Here is a 13,466-nt window from a genome sequence, read left to right as displayed (position 1 = left end):
TGAATCAAAATTCCCTACAAAAATCAATGGGTCCTGAGCCTACGCAGTTTCCATGTGGGCAAGAGTGTGGATCGTAGCTTTATCTTAGCCTTGGTATCAGCATACTGTCTTAAAAGATGAACTGTCAGACTCTCCAGAAGGCCATTTACAAATAAGGGATTTGCAATAACAGAAGATTGCATTTCAGCTATCAGACCACTCAAAATGCCTGATATGAAAGCATCCTCCCCGCCCGAAACATCCTGCATTCGAATACGGGATGAAGTCAGATTTAATGACATGGCAGCTCGATCGACAAGCTCAAGTCCAAGATAGAGATGCAACACTTCAAAACAAGTGTTTCCCTTGCCCTGCCACCGCATCAGATAGGGTGTGTCCGTCTGCGTGAGGTAAAATGTTCCTGCTCTTGCCTTGCTCTGTTCCCAAGGCCCTGTCAGTTCACGCTCTTCAATATTTGCTTCTCCGCGGATAACCCAAACAAGCAGGGGTTCTGCGACGGCAGGTACAAGAATTTCGTCTTCTTGTACCGGGCGAGTGAATATCTGGACGTCAACATCCTTCCAGACATCCCCTTCACTTTGCGCGACTTTCTTCCCGGGGAGAAGTTGCTCCAGTGTCAAACTGGCAGCACGCCGAGAAGGAAGGCAGGACAAAACCATCTGCTACACTCTCTCATTTCCATGCGCGACTATCTATAGCGCAAAATCGCGATAGTTTCAGCAAGAAGCCATGAGAGATATCTTCTGGCATAATTTACACCTCCTTCGACAATGAAGGCCGATTGAAGGCTCGTCGTGTGGAGAAGATTATGAATATTGCAGGAAAAGTTGCTCTGGTGACCGGAGCATCCAGTGGCATTGGTGCTGCAACAGCGCGCAAACTTGCAACAGAAGGAATCACAGTTGGCCTGGCGGCACGTCGTCATGATCGCCTGGAAACGCTTGTCAGTGAGATTACCAAGGCTGGCGGTCACGCTATTCCTCTGGTGACGGACGTTACTGATCTTGTCTCGTGTCAAGAAGCGGCAAAGAGCTTGATCGCCCAATTTGGAAGGATTGATGTTCTGGTCAACAACGCGGGCTTGATGCCCCTATCCAGCGTTGACAGCCTGAAAGTGAACGAATGGCAGCAGATGGTGGACGTCAATATATCCGGTGTTCTCAATGCAACGGCAGCCGTTCTTCCGCAGATGATCGCACAGCATTCGGGTCATATTTTCAACATGTCCTCGATTGCAGGCCGTAAGGTCTTTACGGGTCTCGCCGTTTATTGTGCCACCAAGGCTGCGGTGACAGCGTTTTCAGACGGCCTAAGAATGGAGATCGGACCAAAGCATAATATCCGCGTTACCTGCATTCAGCCGGGAGCCGTAAAATCAGAGCTTTACGATCACATTACAGATGCTGATTACCGCAAACAGATGGATGACCTTGCAGCGTCCATGACCTTTCTCGAGGGCGAGGACATAGCAGACAGTATCCTTTTTGCTCTGAAATCACCTGCACGTATGGATGTTGCAGAACTGTTTGTTCTTCCGACTGAACAGGGATGGTGAACAGGAACTGATTGCCAACTGAGCTTAGGAGTCAGGCACTCTACCGTCGAAAAGAGGCTTCAGGCTGGAAAGCCTCTTGAAGCTCGGTTACAAAGACCCGCAGCTTTGGTGTCATAACCGGACCGGCGTTATAGAGCAGGTGCATGGGCCTGTCCGGAACTGTCCACCTGGGCATAAGCCGGACAAGCCGTTTGTTTTTAATATCAGGAAGCAGAGCCTGCTCATATCCCAGCAGAATGCCATCGCCACCAAGAGCTGCAGAATGCAGAACACTTGAATCATTACTGATTATCTTCCCGGACACGGTGACAGGTCGCGTAACGCTCCCCTGAGAAAGGTGCCACGTGGTTACAGGGCCGCCGGAGTTTTCATATACGAGACACTCGTGGCGCATCAGATCTTCGGGCTGCCGTGGAAAACCGTGTTTTTCCAGATAGGTTTGAGCCGCGCAGATGACCCGACGATAGGCTGTCAAAGGACGACTGACCGCTGTAAGGTCCGTGTCCAGCTCACCAATTCGGATCACAGCCTCATGACCATCCATTGTGGGGTGAACCAGTTGGTCTGTCAGTGATAAATGCACTTGAATTTCTGGGTATCTTTTTTGAAAACTGTGAATAAATGATAGAAATACCGTTCGCCCGAAGGTGACTGGGACGCTGACAGATAATGTGCCGCGCGGTGTGCCAAGCATATTGGCTGCCAGACTGTCAGCTCGTTCAGCAGCCTGCAGAACAAGCCGACATTGCTCGCAATAGAGCCGTCCTGTTTCAGTCAGACTTTGCCGACGTGTCGTTCGATGCAACAGGCGAGCACCAAGGTGATGCTCCAGAGCCTCTATATGCTTGGCGACCATCTGCGGCGACAAAGTCAGATGCTGGGAGGCCGCAGCAAAGGACCCCAATTCCACGACCTTGATAAAAATCTTCATGCTGGTTAACCGGTCAAGCATTCATCATCCTCAGTTGTGACTGATGTCTCGTATCGACAATTTATCCAGCGAAAAAGAGGAATATGCTGAAGGCTTCGAGTGATTGGCAAGTCTAGTTCTGGTGGAGACTTTCGAAATGCCTGTTTATCTTGTGCGCATGGACCACCCTGACGGCGAGGGATGGGGACAGCATGTCGCAGCCCACGTGTTGTATCTCAGGCGCCTTATTCAGGAAGGCAGCCTGCTGGCCTCCGGTCCGTTGAAAGGTACCCCACTGCGCTCCGGCTTTCTGATTATGAAAGGCGCCAATCGGCAGGAGATTGACGCGATGATTGCCGGTGATCCCTTTGCATCCGAAGGTTTGATTTGTGATCTGCGGATTGAAGAATGGGACCCACTATTCGGGTGCCTGTCAAACCATGCAACAGGCGCACTCCCGCAAGAATTGAAGTCTCTTTTCCCTTCATGACGACAGCGCTGTGTTTTTTGAGAAATAAAAACGAAAAGAGAGCCTTGGGATTATGAACGATCTTCAGTGGTATACTGTAGGGGATGCCCGCATACTAAAAATACAGGATCTGACGCTGGCAGCACTCACTCCAGAACACTTGCTTCCTGACTGGGATGATGCAACGGCACTTCAGGTCTATCCTGATCTGTCTGAAACGCTGGATGCTTCAGAAACGAAAATCCTTTTGAGCGTTCATAGCTGGCTCATCAAGGATCGCGGTCGGAACATTCTTGTGGATACGGGGGCCGGGAATAGCAAGGCTCGACCTGCTGCTCTGTATTTCGATCACTTGCACACCGTGTGGCTTGAAAATCTGATGCGCGCTGGCGTCCGGCCAGAAGATATCGATTTTGTTCTTCTCACCCATCTGCATGTCGATCATGTCGGGTGGAACACACGCCTGCAAAATGGCATCTGGGTTCCGACCTTCCCGAATGCCCGATATGTCTTTTCTAGAGCCGAATATGATTTTTTCAGCAATCCAGCTCATGATAGTGCCCGTAATAAAACCAGTTTCATGACACGCATTGATAGCGTTGATCCGATTATCTCGGCGGATCTTGCGGATCAGATTGACCTAGACGGATCCGAAGTTCTTGAAGGAATTTCCTTTCACCCCACACCTGGGCATACGCCCCATCACGCGTCTCTTGTGCTGAAATCAGGTATGGAGCGTGCGCTCTTCACGGGTGATGTCATGCATCACCCCATTCAGGTATGTATTCCGGAGTGGAGTGCCGTTTTTGATGCAGATCCTCAGATAGCCATCATATCGCGCAAATGGGCTTTGAATTACGCTGTCGAGCACAACGCGGCATTATTCACATCGCATTTTCCGATGACAGCCGCTGGAAAAGTGATGACATACGATCAGGGAAGGGGTTGGTCTTTCTTCTAGGGCTGCCATTATGTCCGCTGTTCACCTCGTTCTATTCCATTACGGACATTCGGCTCCCCCCTTGGCGGACATTACATGTTGCTTCTGGTGCGGGTTAAAAGATCAGAGATCCATTCAGATACAGCTCCTGAAGCCTTTGTCTCAGGACGCCAATGTTGTCATGGGAGCGTCGGCTGTGCGCATGTGAATTCTCCCCTGGGTTTCACAGGGGGGGAGGAATTGAGGAGGAAGAATCCTCTACCTTCAAGTCTTTACGTCACCTCCCGGAATTTGCCTGAGCAACGAGTGGGGAACCATCCTGCCTGTCAGATGCAAATTGGCATTGACTTGCGTAATCACATGAGAACAAAATAAGAACATATAGTCTTGAAATTCTGCCAGACAAGGGGCGGCGGACCTGTGCAATGAGTGCTTCTCCCGACATGAAACCAGTGCTGGAGACGTTGCGTGCTGCCATCAGCCGTCTGGAAGGTCATACAAACCGGCGTCGGTCTGTTCTGCCTTTTGGTGTGAGGGAGATCGACAGTCGTCTGCCAGGGGGAGGGCTCGCGCTCGGGGCTCTGCATGAAGTGGCCGGTGGCGGCAATGATGCGCTGCATGGTGCGGCAGCCGGACAGTTCGTCGCCGGGATCGCGGCCCGTACACGCGGCAAGGTGTTGTGGATCGTCACCCGTCAGGATGTGTTTGGTCCCGCGCTCAAACAGGCCGGATTGTCCGGCCGAAGGGTCATCTATGTCGAGGCGGCCTCAGAGGCTGACGTTCTGGCGTGTTTCGAGGAAGGGCTGCGACATGGTGGTCTTGGGGCCGTGGTCGCAGACGTGGCGCGTCTGTCGATGACGGCGTCCCGTCGCCTGCAACTGGCGGCTGAAACATCTGGCGCGCTTGGCCTCGCGATCCGGCGCTGGCGCCGTCAGACCGAGGCCGCCGATTTTGGTCAGCCGACGGCCAGTGCCACGCGCTGGCGGGTGTCCGTATTGCCCTCGGTTGGGTTGCCGGTGCCGGGAGTGGACCGGCCCCGCTGGTTGCTTGAGCTGATCCGCGCCCGTGCGGGCGAATGTGCTGATTTTGAAGTGGAGGCCTGCGATGCCAAAGGGAGGCTCGCCTACAGTCGTGGTCTCGCGAGTGGTCTCGCTCTACCTGCCGCTCTGGCCAACAGACCGGATCAGGAAGCGGCTGGGGCACGACGCGCCCGCGCCTGACCTCCCTCTGGCACTGGTAGGGCGGGATGGGCGTCGTCGCGTTGTGCTGTCGGTTGATCTGCCGGCCCGCAGGCTGGGTCTGCGTCCTGGCACGCCGGTCGCCAAGGCCCAGGCGCTCTATCCTGATCTGGTCTTCATGGATGCCGATCCCGACGGCGACCGGCAGGGGCTGGAAAAGCTGGCGTTGTGGTTCCAGCACCGGATTTCCCCTCTCGTCGCAACCGATCCGCCGGATGGCCTGATTCTGAACACCACGGGAGCTGACCATCTTCATGGTGGTGAGCACGCCATGCTCATAAACATGATCCATCGTCTGTCCGGTGCCGGCTTCAGAGCAAAAGCGGCCATAGCCGAGACGTGGGGCGCCGCTCATGCGCTCGCCCGTTATGGACAGGCATCGCTGACTGTTGTGCCCCAGGGCGACGTGGCTTCTGCCCTTTCTGACTTGCCCATTGAAGCCCTGCGTCTACCTCCCACGAGTGTCGAGGGACTAATGGCGCTAGGCGTGTCGCGGATTGGCCCGCTCGCTGCGATGCCGCGTGCCCCGCTGACACTGCGTTTTGGCCCCGACATAGCCCGCAGACTGGATCAGGCCTTCGGTCGCGTGAATGAGGCCATCATCCCGATCCGGCCCGTTGACCCGGTCCAGGTGGTGCGAAACTTTGCCGAGCCGATCGCGGCGGCGGAGACCATCGCCCGCTCTATCGGCAAGCTGGTTCCTCCGCTGTGTGAAAAGCTGGACGAACGCGGGCAGGGTGTGCGGCGTCTTGATCTGCTATTGCACCGTGTCGACCGCCGCACCGAAGCTGTCCGCGTTGCCACGGCGACGCCGGTGCGGGACGCCAAGCGCCTGACCCGGCTGTTGTGCGAGAAGATCGAGACCATCGACCCCGGTTTCGGCATTGAGCGTATGGTGCTGATTGCCTCGCTGGCCGAGCCGATGGACCGGCGTCAGACCGTCTCCTCCCTGATCGAAGAGGAAGAAAGCGATGTTTCCGACCTGATCGACACGCTGGCCAATCGTGTTGGCACCCACGCGCTTTACCGGTTTGCTGCGGTAGAGAGCGATCTCCCCGAAAGGTCTTTCTGTCGTGTGTCGGCTCTTGCCCCGGCAGAGGCGAAGGACTGGCCCGATCACTGGCCACGTCCGACCCGGCTGCTGCCGCGTCCCGAACCGGTGCAGGCGATGGCGGAACTCCCCGACCAACCGCCGTTGTTCTTCATTTGGCGTGGCATACGGCGCAGGGTGAAATGCGCGGATGGCCCGGAACGGGTTTTCGGGGAGTGGTGGAAGAATGACACCGAACTGACCATCGCCCGGGATTATTTCCGGGTGGAGGACACGAGCGGAGAGCGGTTCTGGCTCTACCGCGCGGGGGATGGTGAACATGGCGAGACCGGATCGCAGGCCTGGTTTCTGCATGGAATCTTCGGATGACGTCCCTGGCACCGCCTTATGCCGAGTTGCAGGTCACAACGTATTTCTCGTTCCTGCGCGGGGCTTCATCTCCCATCGAGCTCTTCGAGGAGGCGAAAGCCCTTGGGATCGAGGCGCTCGGGATCTGTGACCGCAATTCTCTGGCAGGCATGGTGCAGGCCCATGTCGCGGCAAAAGCGGCCGGAATCCGGCTGGTCGTCGGCTGTCGTCTCGACTTTGCTGATTTCCCGCCTGTGCTGGCCTATCCGACCGACCGCGCCGCTTATGGGCGGTTGTGCCGGCTGCTTACCATCGGCAAGGCCCGCGCCGGGAAGGGTAAGTGCCATCTGGTCTGGGAGGATCTGGTTCACTGGGGTGAGGGGCTGTTTGTCATCCTGATCCCGGACGTGGCTGATGATGCATGCGCCCTGCATCTGCGCAAACTGAAAGACGCCTTTGCCGATCGCGCCTTTATGGCGCTGACGCTGCTCCGGCGTCCCAATGACCAGATGCGGATTTATGAACTGGCGAACCTGGCGCATCAGGCAAAAGTGCCGACGGTCGTAACCAATGACGTGCTGTTTCATACCTACGACCGGCGCATCCTGCAGGATGTCGTCACTTGTATCCGGCACAACACCACCATCGACGACGCCGGGTTTGCCCGCGAACGCCATGCGGACCGCTACCTAAAACCGCCTGAAGAAATGGCCCGACTGTTCAGTCGGTATCCGGAAGCTGTTGCGCGGTCCGTCACCATCATGAAACGCTGCAGGTTCAGCCTTGATGATCTGGCCTACCAGTATCCGGATGAAGTTTCTGTTCCGGGCCAGACGCCGCAGCAGGCCCTTGAAGCTCTGACCTGGGAAGGGGCGAACAGTTTCTATCCCGAGGGGATCCCTGAAGCGGTTCGCAGAAGCCTTCATCATGAACTCGCCCTGATCGCGCGCATGGATTATGCACCCTACTTTCTGACGGTGCACAGCATCGTCCGTTATGCCCGTTCCCGGGGTATTCTGTGTCAGGGGCGGGGTTCGGCCGCCAATAGTGCCGTTTGCTACGTGCTGGGTGTCACGGCCATCGATCCGGCCCGGAACAACCTGTTGTTCGAGCGCTTCATCAGCGAGGAGAGGCGCGAGCCGCCGGATATCGACGTGGACTTCGAACATGCGCGCCGGGAGGAGGTACTCCAGTGGGTTTACAGTCATTATGGCCGGGACCGCGCAGCCCTGACGGCTGTCGTGACGCGTTATCGTGCCAAAGGTGCGTTGCGAGATGTCGGCAAGGTCATGGGGCTGCCTGAAGATCTGATCCGTACGCTCTCCGGGCAGATCTGGGGCTGGGGGCGAAAGCTGGAAACAGACATGCTGACGGACACCGGCATCGATCTCTCCGACCGCCGCGTCCGTCTGACCCTGGATCTGGCCCGCTGCCTGATGGGCGTGCCACGCCATCTTTCCCAGCATCCCGGTGGCTTCGTGCTGACCCATGACCGGCTGGATGAACTGGTCCCGGTGGAGCCCGCGGCCATGGAGAACCGGCAGATCATCGAGTGGGACAAGGATGATATCGATGTCCTGAAATTCATGAAGGTCGACTGTCTGGCGCTGGGGATGCTGACCTGTATGAAGAAAGGGCTCGACCTTCTGGCCGAACACAAAGGTCAGCATTTCACGCTTGCGACCATTCCTGCCGAGGATCCGCGCACGTATGCAATGATCCGCAAGGCGGATACGATCGGGGTGTTTCAGATCGAGAGCCGGGCGCAGATGTCGATGCTACCGCGTCTCAAGCCTCGCGGTTTCTATGATCTGGTCATTGAAGTTGCGATCGTGCGGCCTGGTCCCATTCAGGGGGATATGGTCCATCCTTATCTGAGACGACGCGAGGGGCTTGAACCAGAAGACTATCCGACACCTGAACTGGAGAAGGTTCTGAAAAAGACCCTTGGCATCCCGCTGTTTCAGGAGCAGGTGATGCAGGTCGCGATGGTCTGTGCGGGATTTTCAGCCAGCGAGGCGGATCAGCTGCGCCGCGCCATGGCGACGTTCAAGAATACTGGCACTGTCTCCCAGTTTCAGGCCCGGTTGGTCGAGGGCATGAAGGAGAAAGGTTACCAGGAAGAGTTTGCCGAACGGATTTACCAGCAGCTTGAGGGCTTTGGGTCTTACGGCTTCCCGGAGAGCCACGCGGCAAGTTTCGCAATTCTCGCCTATTCCTCGTCCTGGATGAAATGCAGACATCCCGATGTGTTTCTGGCGTCTCTGCTCAATTCCCAGCCGATGGGGTTTTATGCGCCGGCCCAGCTTGTGCGGGACGCGCGCGAGCATGGCGTTGAGATCAGGCCAATCTGCGTCAATGCGTCACGATGGGACAGTACGCTCGAGGGGCCGGAGACAGGAGATGGCAGATTTGCTGTCCGGCTGGGCATGAGCCTGGTGAAAGGACTTGCCAATGATGAAGCCGCACGGATCGTTATCGCGCGGGGGGTAAAAGCGTTCATATCGGTAGACGATCTGTGGCGTCGGGCAGGGGTAAAGGCAGCCTCGTTGACGCATCTTGCGGAAGCGGATGCTTTCCGGCCGGCTTTCGGTCTCGCACGACGTGAAGCGCTTTGGGCTATCAGAGCCCTGCGTGACGAGCCCTTGCCGCTTTTTGCCGCGGCCATGGTCGAACGCGAGGCAGAGGAACCCGATGTGTTGCTCCGTCCCATGCAGGAAGGGGCCGAAGTGACACGCGATTACAACCGGACCGGTCTGAGCCTACGGGACCATCCACTCGCCTTCCTGCGCAGCGATCTGCGTCAACAGGGCATCGTGTCCTGCCGACAGGCACTGGACGCAAAGGACGGACGCATCCTGACTGCGGCAGGGCTTGTGCTGGTGCGGCAGCGTCCGGGTTCGGCGGAGGGTGTGGTGTTCCTTACTCTGGAAGATGAGACCGCCGCGCTGAATGTCATTGTCTGGCCGGACATGTTCGAGAAATACCGGCGCGTCGTACTGTCCAGCCAGATGTTGGGCGTAATGGGGCGTCTTCAGAAGGAAGGTGAGGTCGTGCATCTCGTCGCCCGCGAGATCATTGATTGTTCTGTATTGCTGGCCGATGTCGGGAACCGTTCTCTGCACAGAATTGGCACAGAACGGCAGGAACCACAGTCCGAGCAGATCGTCGTGGCATCACGAAATTTCCACTGATTGAGGTCGTGATGTCCTAATTTCAGGTTGGCTCGCTCAATCGCGATCTGGGCATGGGGTGTATGCCGTAAATCTTGAGTGCTTCCATGGTTTCTCTCTTGAGATGCTCTATGTCGGACGGATTGAAAGAGCCCGCTCGGACAAGATGGTTCACGAGCTTATCGCAGAAATTTTTGCGACCACGCTTCGTGCTCAAATTATAGCCGAGGGCGGTCAAGTCGGATGCGGGCCGCCGAAGAATGCGGAATATCGCATGCCGATGCGGATCGCATGTTTTCTGACGACGTACTGCGCGAAAGCGTGGCGGTGCGATGGGAGAGGGCGAAGCCTGGCGAAGTATTCTTGCCATAGTGCCAACGTGAAAATCGGCTTCGATTTTTTTTCCATGTTCCTTCTTATGATTTTCAGAAGAACGCTGAGTCGCTCCGGAGGGTATTTTTTCTCAAGATACGGTTGAAGCAGCGCAAGCCGTGTCGGCACAGCGTTCAGAGCACGTCTTTTTACGGAAATGTCGTCCCTCAGGCCAGCCTGTCGCAATTGTCGTTCCCGTGCGGCCTTCAGCACGGACCGACGTTTCCGGCTCCTGACGTCCTCAAAAGCGATCTCAGCGTCCCGATATGCGAATGCAATTTGCGGATTGTCCCAGCCCGAGACGGGTGTATTCGGAGGAGCTGCAGTGTCTGGAAAACGTCGCAGATCGCGCTTGTAACCCTCAAAATACGTCAGATCTTCCAGCTCGATCTTCCGATGTGCGATAAGATCGGAAAGAGTTTTTCCGGGGAAACAACACTCTGGCCTCGCGAACTTGTTTATATTCTGAGTGTTACCAGAGAGAGGGAGCGAACTTCCGGTCGGGATTGGCCGCTTTTCGTGATCTCGAACTGTTTTTTCGGAAACCCCAGCGGCAACGGCAAGAGCCGACTGCGTGAGCTTTTTATCGGAGGGCCACGCAAGAATGAGCCCCACCAGTCGACGCGATGTGGTTTCTCGACGCATTGCCCCGGTCTCGCGTCCTGAGCGTGCCTGCGCCTGCCGGGGTGTTTCCTCAGGATCTCGGCGTCGAGTGGCGCGGCGAGCAAGTTTCTTGTGAAGGTAGTCGTGAATACGCTGACACATTCCCATAACGTTTCCCGGGGGAACGGGACGAGGAAATTGCCTGTTGATCGCGCGGGCGTAGGCGAGGATGCCTTCGGAGTCAGGCGACGGGTGAGGTGCAAAGTGTCGCCTCACGTTGTTGAACAGGTACTGGTTTGTAATCCTGATCGCTTTTGGAGTGTTGTAGAAGTCGCTGGTGCTGTCGCAGTTTTCACCAAAATCCGGACCTGTTCCAGGAGAAAGCAGTTTGACAACCGCGCGCAGTTCAACCCTCTCTGCCCCTGGCCGGATTTTCCAGACGGGTCGCTCAGATGTCGGGCTGCCCTGCCGGCTCCCCCGGATTGCCCAGGGCGATCCCACCAGGGCAAGGGCCGGGAGACGTGATGCTCCGAGAAAGTGTGCCATCAGTTTTTCAGCCCAATCGGCAAGAATCTGAGGGGCAAGACGACCATTTGCGCTGGTAATAACAGGCGTGTTTAACCAGAGGATGGCGAACCCGCGTTGCTCCTCGGCATCCGTAACGATCATCGGGCGGATCATGTCAGGCAAGGCTGCCAAACGTTCTTTCCTGTCAGAGCTGAGTCTGAAAAGCAGGGCATTCCGGGCGTCCGGGGTATTGAGCGAGACGTAGTCCTGTGAAACTGCGTCTACAAGATCCATGATTTGCGTCGCTGTTTCGTCTTCGGTCATCGACGCGCGGACACGACAGGGCATTCGTGGCAGATAACGCCCTGCTATGTCTGAAGCCGTAGGCAGAGCCCCTTGTATGAGCGCAAGGGCGTTCTTTAAGAAGTGCGGACGCCGGACATGCCAAGCAGGAAGCATGGAAGCATCATAGCTTGCACCCGCTGCCGACACTGAATTCTGGTGCAACGAAAATTCTATTTTATCAGACATTGTACAGCTTCCCAGTGGATCGCTGAGGACAGCGAAAAGCTGACGGCATACAAACCTGCGATCAAAGCCAGGAGGGTAGCGGCCCGGAGATATACGAGGACTGGCATGAGGACGATCTGGCCTCTGGAACGCGGTCGGCCCCTTTTACGCTTTGCGGTGGCGTTCTGCTCAGACTCCGTAGAAACACCTTTGCCGTGACCCAAGTCGGAAACGCGGGCGTCGCACTGAACGCGCGAGGCAAGAAATGCGTCAAGGTCCTGCTTGCGAAAGCGCAGCCGTCTGCCAAGCGAAATAAAAACGGCAGGTCCGTGACCACGCGATCGCATTGTCCGGAAACCATCATACGATATCCGGAGGTATTCCGCGGCTTCCCTTGAAGTCATGACCGTGAGGGAGTTCTCGTAATCTGCTCTGTCCACGTCAATATCTCAATGCTTGTCGGTATATTCGACAGAGTAGAAAAGCGTATTTATAAATCAATCAGTAAATCGACCCTGAGAGATTGCACCTCGTCACGAAATCTACTTCCGAAAAGCATTTCCTGTTTCTGGCCAGAGAGATTTTCCGCGTATGGAGAAACATGACAAATGATGTCAGCGGAAATATGTCCTGTATTCGTATGAACATCTTGTGTGTCGCGTCTATGTGGTCGCGCTTTCATCCCGATCGTAAATGTATCCCAGCAGACGGGCGCGCTCTTCCGCATCCTCAGCAAGGGTTGTCAACACGGGCTGGTAGTAGCGGTCCAGACTTTTGAGATCGCGATGCCCGGTGACCCTGCACAGATCCAGGGGATTGGGGAAAAATCTGGCAAGACGGCTGGTGGCTTCATGCCGGAGATCGTGAAACGTCAAATCGACAAGCCCTGCTTTTTTGACGTGACGACCGTATCGCACTGAAAAAGCGCGTTCATCGCCGATCTGGAAGATCGGGTCATCCGGATCAGGGGAAGCAGGAAGCGTGTTCAGCTTGTCGTAGAGCAGAGCTCGCGCCCCGGGCATCAGCGGGCGTAGTTCCGGACCCATTTCCTCGGCAAGATGCAGGGTCTTGGTGTGTCGGAGCGAAATTGTTCGTGCCACAAGATTGACATCGCGCCAGCGCAGGGACGCGGCTTCGCCTAATCGCGTGGCCTGCTCGATGGCCCATCTCACAAACCAGACGTCATCCGGATGGCTTTCGGACGTCACTGCGGCAAGCAGGCGGTCATATTCGCTGGCTTCTGTCGTGTTGGGAGGGGCGGTGGTCGTTGGGTTCTCCGGAGCGTCTTCCTGCAGTCGTCGGTTGCGCTTGCGATCGGCGCCTGTCGGCCGCTTGATCATGCGTCCCGAAGCCGGGTTCAGCGAGAGCGGGACATCCCATTCGCTCATGGCATGATTGAGGATGGAGGCCAGGAGGTTGAGCCGCTTGACGACTGTCGCAGGGGCCCGATCCTTTCCCTGACGGTCGCGAAAGCCTCGAACCGCTGGAACCGTCAGGCGGGAGAGCTTCAGGTCTGCGATGGGATCGCGAAGCAGTGCCGGGATATGGCCTGTCCGGTCAGCGTCGCGGTGAGCCATGCATTCGTCACGGTAGCGCTCAATCAGGGTTCGGAGCACGAGGCCGTCCAAGGCCCGGACGTCGATATGACGCCCTTCGCGCACTTTGACCGAGGTTTCCTCGAGCCACGCGCGGGCAAGACGGGCGGTGTCAAATGTTCTGGTGATCCGCTGGCCGTTGACCAGCTTCCGGGCCCTGTATTGCCTGGGCCCCCGGCAACTCACGCCATCAGG

General features: G+C 56.6%; 10 protein-coding genes and 1 pseudogene. 6 read left to right on the top strand and 5 right to left on the bottom strand.

Annotated elements, in window-relative coordinates; translation table 11 throughout:
* Nucleotides 1–26: 26 nt before the first annotated feature.
* A pseudogene (locus tag B7444_RS13950) lies at nt 27–659 on the bottom strand (AraC family transcriptional regulator); the annotation flags it as partial.
* A 149-nt stretch (nt 660–808) separates the two neighbouring features.
* Here B7444_RS13950 and B7444_RS13945 point away from each other — a divergent pair.
* On the top strand, nt 809–1,555 hold the full coding sequence (locus B7444_RS13945) for an SDR family oxidoreductase (RefSeq protein WP_035729839.1): 747 nt from the start codon (nt 809–811) through the stop codon (nt 1,553–1,555).
* Nucleotides 1,556–1,595: 40 nt separating this feature from the next.
* Here B7444_RS13945 and B7444_RS13940 read toward each other — a convergent pair whose 3' ends face one another.
* The gene (locus tag B7444_RS13940) at nt 1,596–2,507 is read right to left on the bottom strand and encodes a LysR family transcriptional regulator (RefSeq protein ID WP_035729825.1); all 912 of its coding nucleotides are present in this window, start codon (nt 2,505–2,507) and stop codon (nt 1,596–1,598) included.
* A 115-nt stretch (nt 2,508–2,622) separates the two neighbouring features.
* Here B7444_RS13940 and B7444_RS13935 point away from each other — a divergent pair, with 115 nt between their 5' ends.
* From B7444_RS13935 to B7444_RS13915, 5 genes are all read left to right on the top strand, one after another.
* The gene (locus tag B7444_RS13935) at nt 2,623–2,955 is read left to right on the top strand and encodes a YciI family protein (protein WP_016737605.1); all 333 of its coding nucleotides are present in this window, start codon (nt 2,623–2,625) and stop codon (nt 2,953–2,955) included.
* 52 nt (nt 2,956–3,007) lie between these two features.
* Entirely contained in the window at nt 3,008–3,895 is an 888-nt protein-coding gene (locus B7444_RS13930) for an MBL fold metallo-hydrolase (protein WP_007284504.1), read from the top strand.
* Nucleotides 3,896–4,299: 404 nt separating this feature from the next.
* Nucleotides 4,300–5,094: an ImuA family protein gene (locus B7444_RS13925; protein WP_007284503.1), complete on the top strand. Its 795-nt coding sequence runs from the start codon at nt 4,300–4,302 to the stop codon at nt 5,092–5,094.
* The gene (locus B7444_RS13920) at nt 4,979–6,532 is read left to right on the top strand and encodes a DNA polymerase Y family protein (protein WP_261766722.1); all 1,554 of its coding nucleotides are present in this window, start codon (nt 4,979–4,981) and stop codon (nt 6,530–6,532) included. Before B7444_RS13925 ends, B7444_RS13920 begins: the two co-directional genes overlap by 116 nt.
* The gene (locus tag B7444_RS13915) at nt 6,529–9,705 is read left to right on the top strand and encodes an error-prone DNA polymerase (protein ID WP_007284501.1); all 3,177 of its coding nucleotides are present in this window, start codon (nt 6,529–6,531) and stop codon (nt 9,703–9,705) included. Before B7444_RS13920 ends, B7444_RS13915 begins: the two co-directional genes overlap by 4 nt.
* A gap of 213 nt (nt 9,706–9,918) precedes the next feature.
* On the opposite strand, the gene B7444_RS13910 is transcribed toward B7444_RS13915, so the two are convergent.
* The 3 genes from B7444_RS13910 to B7444_RS13900 form a co-directional block, all read right to left on the bottom strand.
* Entirely contained in the window at nt 9,919–11,460 is a 1,542-nt protein-coding gene (locus B7444_RS13910; protein ID WP_231502869.1) for a hypothetical protein, read from the bottom strand.
* Between the two features lie 221 nt (nt 11,461–11,681).
* A complete protein-coding gene (locus tag B7444_RS13905; RefSeq protein WP_081603805.1) occupies nt 11,682–12,080 on the bottom strand; it encodes a helix-turn-helix domain-containing protein in 399 nt (132 codons plus the stop codon).
* Between the two features lie 258 nt (nt 12,081–12,338).
* The coding region (locus B7444_RS13900) for a site-specific integrase (protein ID WP_048855198.1) at nt 12,339–13,466 on the bottom strand (1,128 nt) is incomplete at its 5' end.

The organism is Gluconobacter thailandicus F149-1 = NBRC 100600, from assembly GCF_000964465.1.
Classification (GTDB): Bacteria; Pseudomonadota; Alphaproteobacteria; order Acetobacterales; family Acetobacteraceae; genus Gluconobacter; species Gluconobacter thailandicus.
The sequence above is the reverse complement of the archived record's forward strand: the minus strand, read 5'-3'. Positions and strand labels throughout refer to the sequence as shown.

Coding starts and splice junctions, on each gene's coding strand:
- B7444_RS13940 (WP_035729825.1), bottom strand. CDS start 2,507: ATGCTTGACCGGTTAACCAGCATGAAGATTTTTATCAAGGTCGTGGAA.
- B7444_RS13905 (WP_081603805.1), bottom strand. CDS start 12,080: ATGACTTCAAGGGAAGCCGCGGAATACCTCCGGATATCGTATGATGGT.
- B7444_RS13930 (WP_007284504.1), top strand. CDS start 3,008: ATGAACGATCTTCAGTGGTATACTGTAGGGGATGCCCGCATACTAAAA.
- B7444_RS13920 (WP_261766722.1), top strand. CDS start 4,979: ATGCCAAAGGGAGGCTCGCCTACAGTCGTGGTCTCGCGAGTGGTCTCG.
- B7444_RS13910 (WP_231502869.1), bottom strand. CDS start 11,460: ATGGATCTTGTAGACGCAGTTTCACAGGACTACGTCTCGCTCAATACC.
- B7444_RS13945 (WP_035729839.1), top strand. CDS start 809: ATGAATATTGCAGGAAAAGTTGCTCTGGTGACCGGAGCATCCAGTGGC.
- B7444_RS13925 (WP_007284503.1), top strand. CDS start 4,300: ATGAGTGCTTCTCCCGACATGAAACCAGTGCTGGAGACGTTGCGTGCT.
- B7444_RS13915 (WP_007284501.1), top strand. CDS start 6,529: ATGACGTCCCTGGCACCGCCTTATGCCGAGTTGCAGGTCACAACGTAT.
- B7444_RS13935 (WP_016737605.1), top strand. CDS start 2,623: ATGCCTGTTTATCTTGTGCGCATGGACCACCCTGACGGCGAGGGATGG.